The organism is Enterobacter cloacae (assembly GCF_011078175.1).
Classification (GTDB): domain Bacteria; phylum Pseudomonadota; class Gammaproteobacteria; order Enterobacterales; family Enterobacteriaceae; genus Enterobacter; species Enterobacter cloacae_Q.
The window spans coordinates 330,063-346,452 of sequence record NZ_JAALCJ010000001.1 but is presented as its reverse complement, the minus strand read 5'-3'; the positions used below and the strand labels follow the sequence as shown (position 1 = coordinate 346,452).

Below are 16,390 nucleotides of genomic sequence, written 5' to 3'. Positions count from 1 at the left end.
CTGACAGTTTTACGCGATTCTCACTGCTACAGCAAGCGCTCTTTAGGTAAAGAGTATGGTTATTCCTCTTTACCGAGCGCCACGCGCAGACGGTCAAGCCAGCCATAAAATGCATCTCGGGTAAGCAGGTTGATGGCCTTCTCTGGCGAGAGGCCTGACCCGGTTAGGGGCGTTAACTGGGCAGCGCTAAAGCGATCCGGAGAGGCGACGAGCAGCGCACGAGCGGCTGAAAGCATCGAAGACGCGGGGCCTTCACTTCGCGAATGGTTAAGCAGAATTTCGCCCGTCAGATTAAGCAGCATCGGCTCATGACACAGCACAGGGGTCAGCGCTTCAAGCGCCGGTTCCGCCTGCCAGCGTGAGAGCGTCTCAAGCTGAAGCGCACTGGCATATTTTAGCTCAACCGCGGCTAACGTGGCGGTCCATCTGCTGAAACTGACCGGCAGCGTATGGGGCTGAATGTGGTGCCCGGGCAGCCAGCGTACCGGATGGCCAAGCAATGCCTGAAATACCGCGACCACTCGCGCCTGAAAACCGACAAAGCCGATGATCTGGTTGATAAGCACAATGTCATACGTTGTGAGTCCAACCTCATCAAGCTGGTTTTGGGCTTTATCATCGATGACATCGGGTGAGCTGGCTAACTGGCGGGCATACTGGGTAATTTCTGCAAGACGTCGATTGCTTTCCCGGGAGGAGTCCGGCCCCGGAAGAGGGGCGAGCAGAGCAGCGTAGTGGTTACAGAGCCGCTGAACGCCACACGCCTGGGCAACCGTTAATGCCGTGCTCAGCCTGTCGTAGGCGCTGAGCGTATGCAGACGGTTCACGGGAGTATCAAGCGGGAACAAAAGATGACACAAGGTTCGGGCAGGCGTAAGCCAACCCGCACAGCGTGCGAGAATGTCTTCAGGCAGGGCTAAATCGAGCAAAAAACGGTCGTCGACGTTAGCGGCTTCGGGCACCAGCGGCAGAACGTCCGCCTGCGAATGATTCGACTGGGTTTCATGATACCAGTGGCCTTTGCCGGAAAAACGGCGTTGTTCCATGGGCGTTCCTTGATCTCAAAATGGCGATCAATATCCTGGCGTAAGGTGGATGAGGGGAAAAATATTGTTAGGTGATAACAAATAGCAGAACGGAATAACGAGGGGCGGGGCGGGGGGAAACTCTCTTCCCTGGCGGGAAGAGAGTGACAAGCTTATTTGATTTCCAGCTCGTTCATGGCAGCGATGTTGAAGCCGCCATCAACGTGTACCACTTCGCCGGAGATACCAGCTGAAAGGTCAGAGCACAGGAATGCCGCAGAGTTACCCACGTCTTCAATGGTAACGGTACGACGAATCGGGGTAACCGCTTCGCAGTGTGCCAGCATTTTACGGAAATCTTTGATACCGGAAGCGGCCAGGGTACGGATTGGACCCGCAGAAATAGCGTTAACACGCACGCCTTCAGGACCCATCGCGTTCGCCATGTAGCGCACGTTGGCTTCCAGAGACGCTTTTGCCAGACCCATAACGTTGTAGTTAGGGATAGCACGTTCTGCGCCCAGGTATGAGAGAGTCAGCAGAGCTGCGCCCGGATTCAGCATCGCGCGGCAGGATTTTGCCATCGCAACGAAGCTGTAGGAGCTGATGTCGTGGGCGATTTTGAAGCCATCACGGGTAACCGCGTTCACGTAGTCGCCGTCCAGCTGGTCGCCAGGAGCGAAGCCGATGGAGTGAACAAAACCGTCAAATTTTGGCCATGCTTTTGCCAGTTCAGCAAACATGCCATCAATGCTTTCGTCTTGTGCAACGTCACATTCCAGAACAATGCTGGAACCCAGCTGCGCGGCAAATTCTTCAACACGGCCTTTCAGCTTGTCGTTCTGGTAGGTGAACGCCAGCTCAGCGCCTTCGCGATGCATTGCCTGTGCGATGCCGTATGCGATGGACAGTTTGCTGGCAACGCCAGTCACCAGAATGCGCTTACCGGAAAGAAAACCCATAGCTTTAATCCTTATAGTCATTGCTTATTTTGCCTTGTAATTCATAGCGTTACAGGCAGTATTTCAAAGTCATTCGAAATTAGCTCGAAATTATAGCCCACTCAGAGCCCCTTGTGTCACGATATTTCTCGCTCATGCGCCGTGAATGGGCTCACGGAAGAGGTTGAATTGACTCTTCATCAGGCTGTTTCGTGTGTATCCCAGCAGTATATCACCGCACGCGGGGTTCGCCTCATCCAACCAGAGACTGGCCGGGAGCTTCACGCCTATACAGCCGGATCTTACTTCGCTGACGAGGGGATTCTGGCGATAACCTTAATTTCGAAATCAAAACCCGCAAGCCAGTTAACGCCTATTGCTGTCCAGTTTGGGTAAGGAGCGTGGGGAAATGCCAGTTTTTTCGCCTCCATGATAACGGGGAACTGGTTTTCAGGATCGGTATGAAACGTCGTGACATCAATCAGATCGTCAAAAGTACATCCCGCGGCTGCCAGAGTCGCCCGTAAATTATCGAACGCCAGCTGCACCTGAGCGGGGAAGTCGGGTTCAGGTGTGCCATCGCTGCGGCTGCCAACCTGACCGGAAACAAATAACAGATCGCCAGAGCGTATTGCAGCTGAATAGCCATGCTCTTCATAGAGGGCATGTCGGTTAGCCGGGAAGACGGGGTCACGTGGATGCATGGCTTATCCTTTTCGGTAATAGGTATTGTTGTGCTTACGCGGTAGAAGTAACATACGCGGTGTATGTCAAAAATGTAATTCACATACGTCGCGTATGTCAAATTAAAATTACCGCTTAAATAAGGAAGTCCCATGGCTACAAAACGTCGCGCTGAAACGGCCCAGGAAAATCGCGAGAAAATGATTCAGGCGGCGCGGAAGGCATTTGCTGAAAAAGGCTATGCCGCAGCGTCGATGGATGAACTCACGGCAAGCGTGGGGTTAACACGCGGCGCGCTATATCATAATTTCAACGACAAGAAGGGATTACTGGCGGCGGTGGTCGCGCAGATAGACAGCGAAATGGCAGCAAACGCAAAAGCGATTGCCGCCGCCGCCGAAGATGACTGGGAGCGACTGCTGGCGGAGGGCATCGCCTATATCAAAATGGCGCTCGTTCCGGAAGTTCAGCGTATCGTGCTTCTTGACGGCCCAGCTGTTCTGGGCGACCCGGCGCAATGGTCCAGCCAGAACAGCTGCCTTGAGTCGACCCGTCAGACCATCGAAAAAATGATGGAGTGCAACGTAATCAAAAAGATGGATGCCAGAGTCGCAGCCCATCTGCTGAACGGCGCCGCGCTGAATGCGGCTCTGCTGATTGCCGCGAGTGATGAACCGCAGAAGACCCTTCCGCATGCCATAGAGGTGTTTACTCTGCTGGCAAGCGGGTTACGCAGCGGCTAACGATCTTTACGCCACGCATCGGCCGTCAACGCTTCACCAAAGTGTCCGGCAATCAGGCGTTTTGTCAGGTCGTGGAGCGGGGAGGCCAGCACGTCAGCGGTACTGCCGCGCTCAACAACTTCTCCCTGGTGCATCACCAGCACCTGGTCGCTGATGTGCTTCATCATGCCCAGGTGCTGAGTCACGTAGATATAGGAGATCCCCTGCTTCTCCTGTAACTCCAGCATCAGGTTAATAAGCTGCGAACGCATCGACATATCCAGCGACGCCAGCGCTTCGTCGGCGATAATAACCTTCGGTCGCAGGATCAGCGCGCGGGCCAGACCGAGACGCTGTTTTTGCCCCGGGGCCAGCATGTGCGGGTAATAGCTGACATGGTCGGGCAAGAGGCCTACCAGACGCAGGGTTTCGACAATCCGTTTGCGACGCGCCTCGGGCTCCAGATCGGTATTCAACCGCAGTGGGAAATCCAGGATCTGGGAAATACGCTGCCGCGGGTTTAGCGACGTCGATGGATCCTGAAAAATCATCCGGATGCGCTGGCTGCGAAAAGAGTAGTCCCCAAATTCCAGAGGATGATCGTCAATCAGTATTTCACCGCCGCTCGGCTCGACCATGCCCGCAAGCATTTTTGCCAGGGTCGATTTGCCCGAACCATTTTCTCCAATAATCGCCAGCGTCTGCTTTTCGCGCAGCGTAAAGCTTAGCGGTTTAACCGCCTCGACGGTCTGACGGTGAAACAGGCCGGTGCGATAGCGAAAGGTCTTACTCAGGTTACGCACTTCCAGTAAGGTTTCGACCATTTCACTCTCTCTCCATGTTCAGCGGGAAATGACAGGCAAACAGATGATTTTTCGGCCCTGTCAGGCGCGGTGTTTCAATGCATTTACGCTGAGCATACGGGCAACGCGGACCCAGGCGGCAGCCAATGGGCAGCGATTCCAGCAGCGGGATCGCGCCAGGGAGCGTATTCAGACGGCTCTTGTGCGGCATCGCGCTGCCGAAATCAGGGATGGCCCGGATCAGCGCCTGGGTATATGGATGATGCGGTGTCGTCACCAGATCTTCACTTGGCGCGGTTTCTACCGTCTGACCGCAATACATCACGTCAATTTTATCCGCCCACTTGCTAAGCATTTGCAGGTCGTGGCTGATCAGCAAAATGGTGGTGTTGTTATTCTGGTTCAGACGCGTGAGCAGGCGGAAGATCTGGGCCTGGGTGGTGGGCTCCATCGCGTTCGTCGGTTCGTCGGCAATCAGCAGACGCGGCTGATTGGCCAGGGCGATGGCAATCATCACTTTCTGGCATTCACCGTCAGTCAGTTCGTAGGGGAAACTGCGTATCGCGTCTTTGTGGTCTTTGATCCCGACACGGTGAAGCAGCTCAATGGCACGGCGTTTACGCCAGCCGAAACGCTGCCACCAGCGGCCTTTATAGGTCCAGCCGGGAATGTTCTGCATCAGCTGTTTCCCGACGCGCTCGGACGGGTCAAGACAGGATTGCGGCTCCTGGAAAATCATCGAGACGTTATGGCCCACCAGCTTGCGGCGTTCGCGTGGGGAAAGACGCAACAGATCGATGTCGTCGAAACGCATACGGTCGGCGGTCACCCGCCAGTTGTCTTTCGCCACGCCGCAAATGGCCTTGGCGATCAGGCTTTTCCCCGAACCCGATTCGCCCACCAGCCCGCGGATTTCGCCCTCTGCGAGCGTAATACTGATGCGATCTACGGCCTTGACCCAGCCTTCGCCCGTTTTTATTTCGATCGTGAGGTTGCGGATATCAAGTAACGGCATTATTGCACCCCCGCATTGATTGCGCGGCGGATCCCGTCGCCCAGCAGGTTAACGAGCAGCACGCTCACCATGATGGCCGCGCCCGGCAGCATGACCGTCCACGGCGCAACGTAAATCAGCTCCAGCGCATCACCGAGCATGGCGCCCCATTCCGGGGAGGGGAGCTGCGCGCCCAGGTCCAGGAAGCCCAGCGCTGCGATATCCAGAATCGCCATCGACAGGGCGCGGGTGATCTCCGTTACCAGCCCGGCGGCAATGTTAGGCAGCACGGCAAACCAGAGAATATTGAATGTGGTGGCGCCATCCAGACGGGCGGCGACGACATACTCTTTCTCCAGTTCATCGTGGACCAGGCTGTAAACCGAGCGCACGATGCGTGGCAGAATGGCCAGCCAGACGGCAAACATCGCATGCGTGAGATGCGGCCCCGCGAAGGCTACGACGATGATCGCCAGCAGCAGCGAAGGAATAGAGAGCAGAGTATCAAGAATATGGTTAAGCACGGCTGACCGTAGCCCGTGTGTTGAGCCGGCAAAAATACCCAGCGCAAGGCCACAAATCGCGGCGGCCAGGGTGACCACGAACGCGCCGCCCACGGTAGGGGCCGCGCCGCTCAGTAAACGGCTTAGCACGTCGCGTCCGAGATCGTCAGTCCCCAGGAAGAACGAAACCTCCCCGTAACGCGACCACGACGGCGGTAAAAGCTGATAACCCAGGAACTGCTGATCGATGCCATACGGCGCAAACCACGAACCCAAAACGCACAGCAACACGAGGCCAATACAGCCGTAAAAGCCGATCATCGCCGTGGTGTCGCCGTAAAAATTACGCCACACGGTACGTAGCGCACCGGGCGTGCGCTTTTCGCTGTAGACGTTATCGTAAGGCATACCATTCCTTATGCTTCAATGGGTTGGCCATAGCACCCAAAATATCGGACACAACGTTAACAATAATGACCAGGGAGCCAATCACCATCACTCCGGCGGAGATCGCAGCGTAATCCTGCTGGCGAATGGCGTTGATCATCCAGCGCCCAAGGCCCGGCCAGCTGAAAACCATCTCGGTGATCATTGCCAGGGTCAGCATGGTTGAGAATTGCAGCCCAAGACGTGGGATTACCGGTGGCAACGCATTGTGAAGTACATGGCGACGTAAAATCGTCAGGCGAGACAATCCGCGCGTGGCGGCGGCTTTAACATAGTTTTGATCGAAGACGTCGATGGTACTGATACGCATCAGGCGGATCACTTCGGTCGTCGGGGCGACGGCCAGCGTAAGCACCGGCAGCACCATGTGGCGCAGCGCGCTCACGATCATTTCCTCACGCCAGACCGAATCAGAAAGCCAGGCGTCAACGATGGCGAAGCCGCTCACCGTTTGCACGTTATACAGCAGGTCAAAACGGCCAGACACCGGCAGCCAGCCTAACGTCAGTGAGAAGAAGAGGGTAAGCAGCAGTGCGAGCCAGAAAACCGGGATGGAAAAACCAATTAAGGCAAGCGCGCTGATAAATTTATCCTGCCATTTATTACGATAAATTCCCGCTAGCATCCCCACCGGGATCCCCACCATGAGGGCAAAGCCAAAGGCGAGTATACACAGCTCCATGGTGGCAGGGAAAACGACTTTCAGCTGCTCAGAGATGAGCTGTCCGTTGATACTGGATACGCCAAAATCCCAGTGCAGCAGGCCGTTAAACCAGAACAGCCAGGCGTCCCAGAAAGATGAACCCTGAAGCGGGGCGTGAGGCGTAAAGTAGCTAAGGCTAAAGCCGACGAAGGTCAGGAAGAACAGGGTGACCAGCAGTAACAGTAGCCGACGCAAGGTAAAGATAATCATGGTTTTTTCACCTCTTGTTCTTTCTCACGGGTCACGCCCGCGAAGGAGGCGTTACCAAACGGGCTGAGTACCAGCCCTTTAATATCGTAACGGTAGGCCTGGAGGCGCAGGGAAGAGGCAAGCGGCAACACGGGAAGTTCTCTGGCCAGAATAGTTTGAGCTTCATCGTAGGCTTCAATGCGTGAGGCAAGTTGTTGAGATGCTAGCGCTTTTTGCAGAACAGCATCAAACTCCCGGTTACACCAGTGAGCGTAGTTGGTCTGGGAGTTGATTGCCGCACAGCTCAGTAGCGGACGGAAGAAGCTGTCCGGGTCGTTACTGTCGGTAGACCAGCCAGCCAGCGTTAAGTCATGATTCATGTCCATCAGACGCGCCTCCTGGAAACGGCCTTCTACAGGAACGATGATCACCTTAACGCCCACCTGCGCCATATCTGCCTGTAACAGTTCGGCCGTTTTCAGCGGGCTGGGGTTCCACGCCTGAGAGCTGGTCGGTACCCACAGCTGTAGCGTCAGGTTTTCTGCTCCCAGCGCTTTAAGCTGCTCGCGCGCTTTCGCCGGGTTATATTCCGTAATCTTCGCCTCGCCGTCATAGGCCCATGAGGCGCGCGGCAGGATAGAGGCGGCAGTTTCCGCAGTGCCATAATAAATCGACTGCATCAGACGCTGGTTGTTGATCGCTAACGCCAGCGCATGGCGTACGGCTGGATTATTGAGCGGCGGCTTATCGGTGTTAAATGCCAGATAAGCGATGTTCATCCCCGGGCGCAGGGTCAGACGCAGGCGAGGATCGTCGCGCAAAATAGTCAGCTGGCTGGCCGCAGGCCAGGCAAGTACGTCGCACTCGCCGGTCAGCAGTTTTGAGAGTCGGCCTGTTCCACCTGAACCCAGATCAACGATTACCTGCGGCATCAGCGGTTTGCCGCGCCAGAAACGGTCATGACGTTGCAGGCGAATGTATTGGCCAGCGCGGTACTCTGCTAACTGGAACGGGCCTGTGCCCACAGGTTCACGATCGAGACGTTCCTGACGATCCTTTTTCGTCAGCTGATCCGCATACTCGGCTGACATGACCGAAGCGTAGTGCGTTGCCAGGTGCCAGAGGAACGACGCGTCGGGGCGCGTCAGGCGAAACTCAACCGTGCGGTTATCCAGCTTGCGAACGCTTTTAACCGTATCGGCAAACTGCAAACTGTCGAAATAGGGGAAGTTGTTGCCGTTGACGTTATGCCATGGATGATTGCGGTTAAAGATGCGCTGGAAGGTGAAAACCACGTCATCCGCGTTGAGTTTACGGGTTGGGGTAAACCACGGAGTGTGCTGAAAATTGACGTCATCGCGCAGACGGAAGCGGTACGTGGCGCCGTTATCCATCACTTCCCAGCTCTCGGCAAGTTCCGGGACCAGCCGATAGGTATACGGGTCTACATCAAGCAGGCGATCGTAAATCTGGGCGGCCAGCGTATCAACTATCAGGCCGCTCCCCGCCTTTTGTGGATTAAAGGTATCAACTTGCCCGCTGACGCAGTAGACGAAACCACTATCACGGATATCAGGGGGCACAGCGCGGTCGGGCGCAGCAAAGGCCAGATTGCTGAACAGACCAAGTGCAAGCAGGGACGATAAAACCAGGCGCATAGTTTTTAAGGTTTTTAGATTCGATCTGCAAAGTGTATCGCACTTACGCCTGCTTCGTAAAAATGTCTGGGGGTAAGTGCTGATAATGTCAGCGCATTTGATGTTTTTTGAGCAATGCCCTCAACTGATGGTAGGTCAGACCCAGCAGTTCAGCCGCCCGTTTCTGATTATATTTCGCCGCTTTCAGGCTCTGCTCAAGCAGTTGCTGTTCCTGCTGATGCTGGAACTGACGTAAATCGAGCGGCAACGCCGGACCCTGCTGGCGCGTCGCCGTAGCAGGGGGCTGTTTAACCTCGCGCCGAAACGGATCGAGGATAATATTGTCCAGCTCGGCCTCGCTGGTGCCATGACGGTAAACAGAGCGTTCCACCACGTTTTTCAGTTCCCGAATATTTCCCGGCCATGGATAACCGAGCAGTGTCTCGGTGGCCTGTTCGCTGAAGCCTGGAAAGAGCGGCAGGCCCAGTTCCCGGCACATCTGAATGGCAAATTGATCGGCCAGCAGCATGATATCGCTACGCCGCTCCCTTAGTGGCGGTAACTGAACGACATCGAAAGCGAGCCTGTCCAGCAGGTCGGCGCGGAATTTGTCCTCTGCCACCATCGCGGGCAGATCGGCGTTGGTGGCGCACACCAGGCGAACGTTGACCTGAAGCGGCTGACTTCCGCCAACGCGTTCCAGTTCACCATACTCAATGACGCGCAGCAGCTTTTCCTGCACCAGCATCGGCGCTGTCGCCAGCTCATCGAGAAAGAGGGTTCCGCCATCGGCGCGCTCAAAGCGTCCGGGATGGCGTTTTTGTGCGCCGGTAAAGGCGCCAGCTTCATGACCAAACAGCTCGGTGTCGAGCAAATTTTCATTCAACGCCGCGCAATTAAGCGAAATAAAGGGTCCATCCCATCGGCCAGACAGAAAGTGCAGGCGGTTAGCGATTAGTTCTTTACCCGTTCCGCGCTCACCGATAATCAGCACCGGTTTATTCAGCGGCGCGAGTCGCGATACCTGTTCTAGCACTTCCAGAAAGCTGTTGGCTTCCCCAAGCAAATTATCTTTATATTCAGCCATGATGAAATTAACCACTCCTTAGTGATATTCACCAGGTGAGAATAGCCCCTGCATGGATGAATATCAACCACATCCAGTAAAATCAATAAGATAAAAAGTTGGCATGAGATTTGTATTAACTATTCAGCAGGGCATCGCCCGATAACAGAACTATGAGGATTGAATTATGGGTATTTTTTCTCGTTTTGCCGACATCGTGAACGCCAACATCAACTCGCTGCTGGAGAAAGCGGAAGATCCGCAGAAGCTGGTGCGCCTGATGATTCAGGAGATGGAAGACACGCTGGTTGAAGTACGCTCCACCTCCGCCCGCGCGCTGGCAGAGAAAAAGCAGTTAACGCGTCGTATTGAGCAGGCGACTGCCCAGCTTAACGAGTGGCAGGAAAAAGCTGAACTGGCGTTGCGTAAAGATAAAGAAGATCTGGCCCGCGCTGCGCTGATTGAGAAGCAAAAGCTGACCGACATGGTTGCCACGCTGGAACATGAAGTAACGCTGGTGGATGATACTCTCACGCGTATGAAGAAAGAGATTGGCGAGCTTGAAAACAAACTCAGCGAAACCCGTGCACGTCAACAGGCACTGGCGCTGCGCCACCAGGCAGCAAGCTCGTCCCGAGACGTGCGTCGCCAGCTGGACAGCGGAAAACTGGATGAAGCGATGGCGCGTTTCGAATCATTCGAACGCCGTATCGACCACATGGAAGCGGAAGCTGAAAGCCACAGCATCGGCAAGCAGAAAACCCTCGATCAGCAGTTTGCTGACCTGAAAGCCGATGATGAAATTAGCGAGCAACTGGCTGCGCTGAAAGCCAAAATGAAACAAGACAATCAATAATAATTCCTGCGGCACCTGAGCGTGCCGCATCGCAAGACAAGGAGTACACATGAGCGCGCTTTTTCTGGCTATACCCCTGACCATTTTTGTGCTGTTTGTTCTGCCCATCTGGTTATGGCTGCACTACAGCAACCGCTCTTCACGCAGTGAACTGTCGCAGAGTGAACAGCAGCGGCTGGCGCAGCTCTCTGCGGAAGCAAATAAAATGCGCGAACGTATCCAGGCGCTGGAAGCTATCCTGGATGCGGAACACCCGAACTGGAGGGAGCAGTAATGGCTGGACTGAATCTGAATAAAAAACTGTGGCGCATCCCGCAGCAAGGCATGGTACGGGGCGTTTGCGCCGGGCTGGCACACTATCTGGATGTCCCGGTAAAACTGGTGCGTGTGGTCACCGTATTGTCGATTTTCTTCGGCCTGGCCTTTATTACGCTGGTGGCATACATCATTCTGTCGTTTGTACTCGATCCTATGCCGGAAGGTGAGCTGGATGCTGAGAACACGCCAACCAACAGCGATCTCCTGAACGCGGTGGATGAACAGCTTAGCGCAGGGGAGAAGCGATTGCGCGAGATGGAACGTTATGTCACCTCCGATACCTTTACGCTGAGAAGTCGTTTTCGTCAGCTTTAAGAGAGAACTTACATGAAACAAAACTGGCAACAGGCCGGTCAGAAGGTAAAACCCGGCCTGAAAATAGCAGGTAAACTGGTTCTGATGACGGCGTTACGTTATGGCCCGGCCGGTGTGGCGGGTTGGGCGATCAAATCTGTTGCCCGCAAGCCGGTCAGAATGTTGCTGGCGGTTGCTCTGGAACCGCTGTTACAAAAACTGGCAAAACACGTTTCCCGGCGCTACCTTTCACGCTAGTTCCTCCCGCATACGCCCTTTCTCATCCAGAGAAGGGGCATGACTTCCCCTTCTGCGTTTCTTCTGTTTTCTGCTTTCTTTGCGGCAGGTCACAATAATGCGTTGCGCTGCGCTGAGATTGCGGCTTTCTGCCCCCGGGTCCGTTGACAGAAATTTTCCATGAGAGTAGATTGCCACTCCGTGGGACCGCTACCATGGAAAATAATGTGAACGCAAAAATTAAAAAAATTATCAATCATATCTACGGTGAATCATTTTCAGAAGCACACCTTAACGTATTATTAACTAAGCTTGAAAAGGCGGCAGTTAATATTACGGAAAAGCGTAAGTCAGGCTGGGATGAAAAAGACGTTGTGCTGATTACCTATGCCGATCAGTTCTCCGCGAAAGGGGAGAAAGCGTTGCCGGTATTTACCCGGTTCTATAATGAATGGCTTTCTCGCACGTTTTCCCATGTCCACCTGTTACCGTTTTATCCGTGGTCTTCGGATGATGGCTTTTCCGTTATTGATTATCACGAGGTTGCACCTGAAACCGGAACCTGGCGAGATGTCGCGGAATTAAAACAGTCTTCCAGCTTAATGTTTGACTTCGTTTGCAACCATATGTCAGCGAAAAGCGAATGGTTTGCTAATTATCTGGCGCAGAAGCCAGGCTATGAAGATTTCTTTATTTCTGTCGACCCCGAAACCGATTTATCGGCGGTGACGCGTCCCCGCGCATTACCGCTGCTGACGCCGTTCACGCTTCATGACGGCAGCGTCCGTCATCTGTGGACCACATTCAGCGAGGACCAGATCGATCTCAATTTCGCCTCGCCGCAGGTGCTGATTGCAATGGTTGACGTTCTTCTCCATTACCTCATGGAAGGAGCGCGTTATATCCGTCTGGATGCGGTTGGGTTTATGTGGAAGATCCCGGGAACAACCTGCATCCATCTGGAACAAACCCATCGCCTTATACAGCTGTTCCGCGCTATCACAGACGCCGTGGCACCTGGAACAGTAATCATCACTGAGACAAATGTTCCTCACAAAGATAATATCTCTTACTTCGGTAATGGCGAAAATGAAGCCCAGATGGTCTACCAGTTTTCCTTACCTCCGCTGGTGCTGCACGCCGTACATTGTCAGAACGTTAAAGCCCTATGCCAGTGGGCGGGATCGCTGGCGCTGCCTTCAACACATACCACCTGGTTTAATTTCCTGGCCTCGCATGATGGTATCGGTTTGAACCCATTACGGGGCATCCTTCCGGAATCCGAGATCCTTTCGCTGGTCGACAAGCTTCAGCAGGAAGGCGCGCTGGTTAACTGGAAAAATAACCCTGACGGAACGCGAAGCCCCTACGAAATTAATGTCACCTATCTTGATGCGTTAAGTTTGCGAGACAGTTCAGATGATGAGCGTATTGCCCGGTTCATCCTGGCGCATGCGGTGTTGTTAAGTTTCCCTGGCGTACCGGCTGTATATATACAAAGCATTCTTGGTTCGCGTAACGATTATGACGGTGTTGAGCGTCTCGGATATAACCGTGCGATAAACAGGAAGAAATATACCGAAGGTCAGGTTGATCGGGAACTTTGTGATAAGAAGAGTATTCGTTATCAAATTTATTCTCGTTTGAGTGAGCTTATTGCTATTCGTCGCAAAGAGAGTGCGTTCCATCCCGATGCTCAGGCTATTTTTGAAGCAAGTGGTGAACATATTCTTAAAATTGTTCGCGTTGCAAAAAATGGTGAGCGAATAACAGCTTTATTTAATTTTAGCAATAAAATGCAGACTGTTCATGAACAAACGCGAGTTGGTAAGGAATTAGTGTCAGGACAAGATATTAGTGGTACGGAACTGACCCTCAATCCATGGCAGGTAATGTGGATTAAAGAAAACTAAAAAGGACCCTAAAATGAAAATGCCCAAAATTGTGCTGTTATCAGCACTGGTTTCGTGCGCCCTGTTATCAGGCTGTAAGGACGATAAAACATCTCAGGTTACCATTGAGTTTATGCACTCGTCGGTAGAACAGGAGCGTCAGGCAGTTATTACGAAACTGATCGAAAAATTCGAGAAAGAGAATCCCACTATAACGGTGAAACAGGTCCCCGTTGAGGAAGATGCCTATAACACTAAGGTCATTACATTGGCCCGTACCGGCGCGCTGCCGGAGGTGATTGAAGTCAGCCATGACTACGCCAAAGTCATGGATAAAGAACAACTGCTGGATCGTGAAGCGATCGGTAACGCGATTAAAGCCGTAGGCGAAGAGACGTTCTACGACGGCATTTTACGCGTTGTTCGCACTGAAGACGGTAGCGCATGGACGGGCGTACCGGTTAGCGCCTGGCTGTCCGGCATCTGGTATCACAAAGATGCGCTCGCTGCTGCGGGGATCGCAGAGCCGCACAACTGGCAACAGCTGCTGAAAGCCAGTCAGGCGCTCAACGATCCGGCGAAAAAACGTTACGGCATTGCGCTTCCAACCGCAGAAAGTGTCATGACGGAGCAGGCCTTCTCACAGTTTGCATTGTCAGGAGGGGCTAACGTCTTTGATGCAAGCGGCAGCGTGAAAATCGAGACCCCTGAAATGTCGAAAGCGTTGGCATTTTATCGGGCACTGGCCGCGAACACCATGCCGGGCTCGAATGATGTCATGGAGATCAAAGACGCCTTCATGAACGGTTCTGCCCCTATGGCCGTTTACTCTACCTATATCCTGCCCGCGGTCTACAAAGACGGCAATCCGTCCAAGCTGGGGTTTGTTGTCCCGACGGAAAAATCATCTGCCGTGTACGGCATGATCACCTCGTTGACGATCACGACCGGCCAGACCGAAGAGGAAACGCAGGCGGCAGAAAAATTTGTGACCTGGATGGAGCAGGCGCAGAACGCATCCGACTGGGTGATGATGTCCCCTGGTGCGGCGCTGCCAGTGAACAAACTCGTGGTGGGCACTGAAAGCTGGAAAAACAACGATGTGATCAAGGCCTTTGGCCAACTGCCTTACGAGCTGATTGCTCAGTTCCCGAATGTCCAGGTGTTTGGTGCAGTGGGTGACAAAAACTTTACCCGTATGGGAGACGTTACCGGGTCCGGCATTATCAGTTCCATGGTGCATAACGTGACGGTGGGTAAAAAAGATCTCAATGTGACGTTAAGCAACAGCCAGAAAAAACTGACTGACCTGATCTCACAACGATAGGAGCGCTTTGCGAAGGGAATTATGAAGACGTTGTTTTCTGGTCGTTCAGATATGCCTTTCGCCATGCTGCTGTTGGCCCCTAGCCTGATTTTGCTGGGGGGCCTGGTGGCCTGGCCAATGATTTCCAACATCGAAATCAGTTTTTTACGTTTACCGCTGAACCCGCGTATTGATGCGGTGTTTGTCGGCCTTGATAACTACATTCGCATTCTGGGTGATGCTGCGTTCTGGCACTCGCTGTGGATGACGTTCTGGTACACGGCGCTGGTCGTGCTCGGCAGCACCGGTCTGGGGTTGGCCGTAGCGATCTTCTTTAACCGTGAATTCCGCATGCGGAAAACGGCACGTTCGCTGGTGATCCTGTCCTACGTGACGCCGTCTATTTCACTGGTGTTTGCCTGGAAATACATGTTCAACAACGGCTACGGGATTGTGAACTATCTGGGCGTTGATCTGCTGCATCTCTACGATCAGGCGCCGCTGTGGTTCGACAACCCTGGCAGTAGTTTTGTGCTGGTTGTGCTGTTCGCCATCTGGCGTTACTTCCCGTATGCCTTTATCTCGTTTCTCGCGATTTTACAGACCATTGATAAATCATTGTACGAAGCGGCAGAGATGGACGGAGCGAACGCCTGGCAGCGTTTTCGTATCGTGACGTTGCCCGCCATCATGCCGGTGCTGGCAACGGTGGTCACGCTGCGAACCATCTGGATGTTCTACATGTTTGCGGATGTTTATCTGCTCACCACTAAGGTCGATATTCTGGGCGTCTATCTCTACAAAACCGCCTTTGCGTTTAATGACCTGGGTAAAGCAGCCGCCGTTTCCGTTGTGCTGTTTGTGATCATCTTCGCTGTCATTCTGCTGACCAGAAAAAGGGTAAACCTCAATGGCAACAAATAAACGCGTTCTGGGCCGTATCGGTTTTTATCTGGGACTGGCGCTATTTCTGATTATCACGCTGTTTCCGTTTTTTGTGATGTTGATGACGTCGTTCAAAAGCGCGAAAGAGGCGATCTCGCTGCATCCGACCATCCTGCCGCAGGAATGGACGCTCCAGCACTACATCGACATCTTTAACCCGCTGATTTTCCCGTTTGTGGATTACTTCCGTAACAGCATGGTGGTGTCGTTGACATCGTCAGTCATTGCGGTGTTTCTCGGCACGCTGGGCGCGTATGCGTTATCCAAACTGCGCTTTAAAGGACGCACGACGATCAATGCAAGCTTCTACACGGTTTACATGTTCTCCGGGATCCTGCTGGTGGTGCCGCTGTTCAAAATCATCACCGCGCTTGGCATTTATGACACCGAGCTGGCACTGATCATCACCATGGTGACGCAGACGTTGCCTACCGCTGTCTTTATGCTGCGCAGCTATTTCGACACCATCCCGGACGAAATCGAAGAAGCCGCGATGATGGACGGCCTGAACCGCCTGCAAATCATCTTCCGCATCACCGTGCCGCTGGCGATCTCTGGTCTGGTGTCGGTCTTTGTCTACTGCTTCATGGTGGCGTGGAATGACTATCTGTTCGCCTCCATTTTCCTGTCCAGCGCCAGCAACTTCACATTGCCGGTCGGGCTGAACACGCTCTTCAGTACGCCAGACTACATCTGGGGTCGCATGATGGCGGCATCGCTGGTGACGGCACTTCCGGTGGTCATTATGTATGCCCTGTCTGAACGTTTTATTAAAAGTGGTTTGACCGCCGGCGGCGTTAAGGGCTGAGGCGGCCGATTTTAACAAGG

General features: G+C 53.7%; 18 protein-coding genes. 9 read left to right on the top strand and 9 right to left on the bottom strand.

Annotated elements, in window-relative coordinates; all coding sequences use genetic code 11:
• Positions 1-59: 59 nt before the first annotated feature.
• The 3 genes from G6Q29_RS01660 to G6Q29_RS01650 form a co-directional block, all read right to left on the bottom strand.
• The gene (locus G6Q29_RS01660) at positions 60-1,046 is read right to left on the bottom strand and encodes a CMD domain-containing protein (protein ID WP_165464293.1); all 987 of its coding nucleotides are present in this window, start codon (positions 1,044-1,046) and stop codon (positions 60-62) included.
• Between the two features lie 152 nt (positions 1,047-1,198).
• Entirely contained in the window at positions 1,199-1,987 is a 789-nt protein-coding gene (fabI, locus tag G6Q29_RS01655) for an enoyl-ACP reductase FabI (protein WP_003856831.1), read from the bottom strand.
• A gap of 281 nt (positions 1,988-2,268) precedes the next feature.
• Entirely contained in the window at positions 2,269-2,670 is a 402-nt protein-coding gene (locus G6Q29_RS01650; RefSeq protein ID WP_165464292.1) for a RidA family protein, read from the bottom strand.
• 132 nt (positions 2,671-2,802) lie between these two features.
• Between G6Q29_RS01650 and G6Q29_RS01645 the strand changes: the two genes are divergently transcribed.
• Complete coding sequence (locus G6Q29_RS01645; RefSeq protein WP_165464291.1) at positions 2,803-3,393, top strand: TetR/AcrR family transcriptional regulator; 591 nt, start codon at positions 2,803-2,805, stop codon at positions 3,391-3,393.
• Here the strand turns inward: G6Q29_RS01645 and sapF are convergent.
• The 6 genes from sapF to pspF form a co-directional block, all read right to left on the bottom strand.
• Positions 3,390-4,196 carry a putrescine export ABC transporter ATP-binding protein SapF gene (gene sapF / locus G6Q29_RS01640; protein ID WP_003856838.1) on the bottom strand — a complete coding sequence of 269 codons (807 nt, stop codon included), beginning with the start codon at positions 4,194-4,196 and terminating at the stop codon, positions 3,390-3,392. The two genes, G6Q29_RS01645 and sapF, sit on opposite strands and share 4 nt — an antisense overlap.
• Before the next feature lies 1 nt (position 4,197).
• The gene (gene sapD / locus G6Q29_RS01635; protein WP_165464290.1) at positions 4,198-5,190 is read right to left on the bottom strand and encodes a putrescine export ABC transporter ATP-binding protein SapD; all 993 of its coding nucleotides are present in this window, start codon (positions 5,188-5,190) and stop codon (positions 4,198-4,200) included.
• A complete protein-coding gene (sapC, locus tag G6Q29_RS01630) occupies positions 5,190-6,080 on the bottom strand; it encodes a putrescine export ABC transporter permease SapC (protein ID WP_047733259.1) in 891 nt (296 codons plus the stop codon). The genes sapD and sapC overlap by 1 nt, the downstream gene beginning before the upstream one ends.
• Entirely contained in the window at positions 6,067-7,032 is a 966-nt protein-coding gene (sapB, locus tag G6Q29_RS01625; protein WP_165464289.1) for a putrescine export ABC transporter permease SapB, read from the bottom strand. Before sapB ends, sapC begins: the two co-directional genes overlap by 14 nt.
• Positions 7,029-8,669, bottom strand: a complete 1,641-nt coding sequence (gene sapA, locus G6Q29_RS01620; protein ID WP_165464288.1) for an ABC transporter substrate-binding protein SapA — start codon at positions 8,667-8,669, stop codon at positions 7,029-7,031. Before sapA ends, sapB begins: the two co-directional genes overlap by 4 nt.
• 88 nt (positions 8,670-8,757) lie before the next feature.
• Positions 8,758-9,750, bottom strand: coding sequence for a phage shock protein operon transcriptional activator (pspF, locus tag G6Q29_RS01615; protein WP_165464287.1), 993 nt, complete (start codon positions 9,748-9,750; stop codon positions 8,758-8,760).
• A 151-nt stretch (positions 9,751-9,901) separates the two neighbouring features.
• Here pspF and pspA point away from each other — a divergent pair, with 151 nt between their 5' ends.
• The 8 genes from pspA (at position 9,902) to G6Q29_RS01575 (ending at position 16,370) form a co-directional block, all read left to right on the top strand.
• Positions 9,902-10,570 carry a phage shock protein PspA gene (gene pspA / locus G6Q29_RS01610; protein ID WP_022651342.1) on the top strand — a complete coding sequence of 223 codons (669 nt, stop codon included), beginning with the start codon at positions 9,902-9,904 and terminating at the stop codon, positions 10,568-10,570.
• Between the two features lie 49 nt (positions 10,571-10,619).
• Positions 10,620-10,844 carry an envelope stress response membrane protein PspB gene (pspB, locus tag G6Q29_RS01605; protein WP_165464286.1) on the top strand — a complete coding sequence of 75 codons (225 nt, stop codon included), beginning with the start codon at positions 10,620-10,622 and terminating at the stop codon, positions 10,842-10,844.
• Entirely contained in the window at positions 10,844-11,203 is a 360-nt protein-coding gene (gene pspC, locus G6Q29_RS01600; RefSeq protein WP_165464285.1) for an envelope stress response membrane protein PspC, read from the top strand. The genes pspB and pspC overlap by 1 nt, the downstream gene beginning before the upstream one ends.
• Before the next feature lie 12 nt (positions 11,204-11,215).
• Positions 11,216-11,440 (top strand): phage shock protein PspD, encoded by a 225-nt coding sequence (gene pspD / locus G6Q29_RS01595; RefSeq protein WP_165464284.1) that lies wholly within the window; start codon positions 11,216-11,218, stop codon positions 11,438-11,440.
• A 194-nt stretch (positions 11,441-11,634) separates the two neighbouring features.
• On the top strand, positions 11,635-13,332 hold the full coding sequence (locus G6Q29_RS01590; protein ID WP_165464283.1) for a sugar phosphorylase: 1,698 nt from the start codon (positions 11,635-11,637) through the stop codon (positions 13,330-13,332).
• 13 nt (positions 13,333-13,345) lie between these two features.
• Complete coding sequence (locus G6Q29_RS01585; protein WP_165464282.1) at positions 13,346-14,638, top strand: ABC transporter substrate-binding protein; 1,293 nt, start codon at positions 13,346-13,348, stop codon at positions 14,636-14,638.
• A 21-nt stretch (positions 14,639-14,659) separates the two neighbouring features.
• Positions 14,660-15,541, top strand: a complete 882-nt coding sequence (locus G6Q29_RS01580; protein WP_165464281.1) for a carbohydrate ABC transporter permease — start codon at positions 14,660-14,662, stop codon at positions 15,539-15,541.
• Positions 15,528-16,370: a carbohydrate ABC transporter permease gene (locus tag G6Q29_RS01575; protein ID WP_015570402.1), complete on the top strand. Its 843-nt coding sequence runs from the start codon at positions 15,528-15,530 to the stop codon at positions 16,368-16,370. Before G6Q29_RS01580 ends, G6Q29_RS01575 begins: the two co-directional genes overlap by 14 nt.
• Positions 16,371-16,390: the final 20 nt, after the last annotated feature.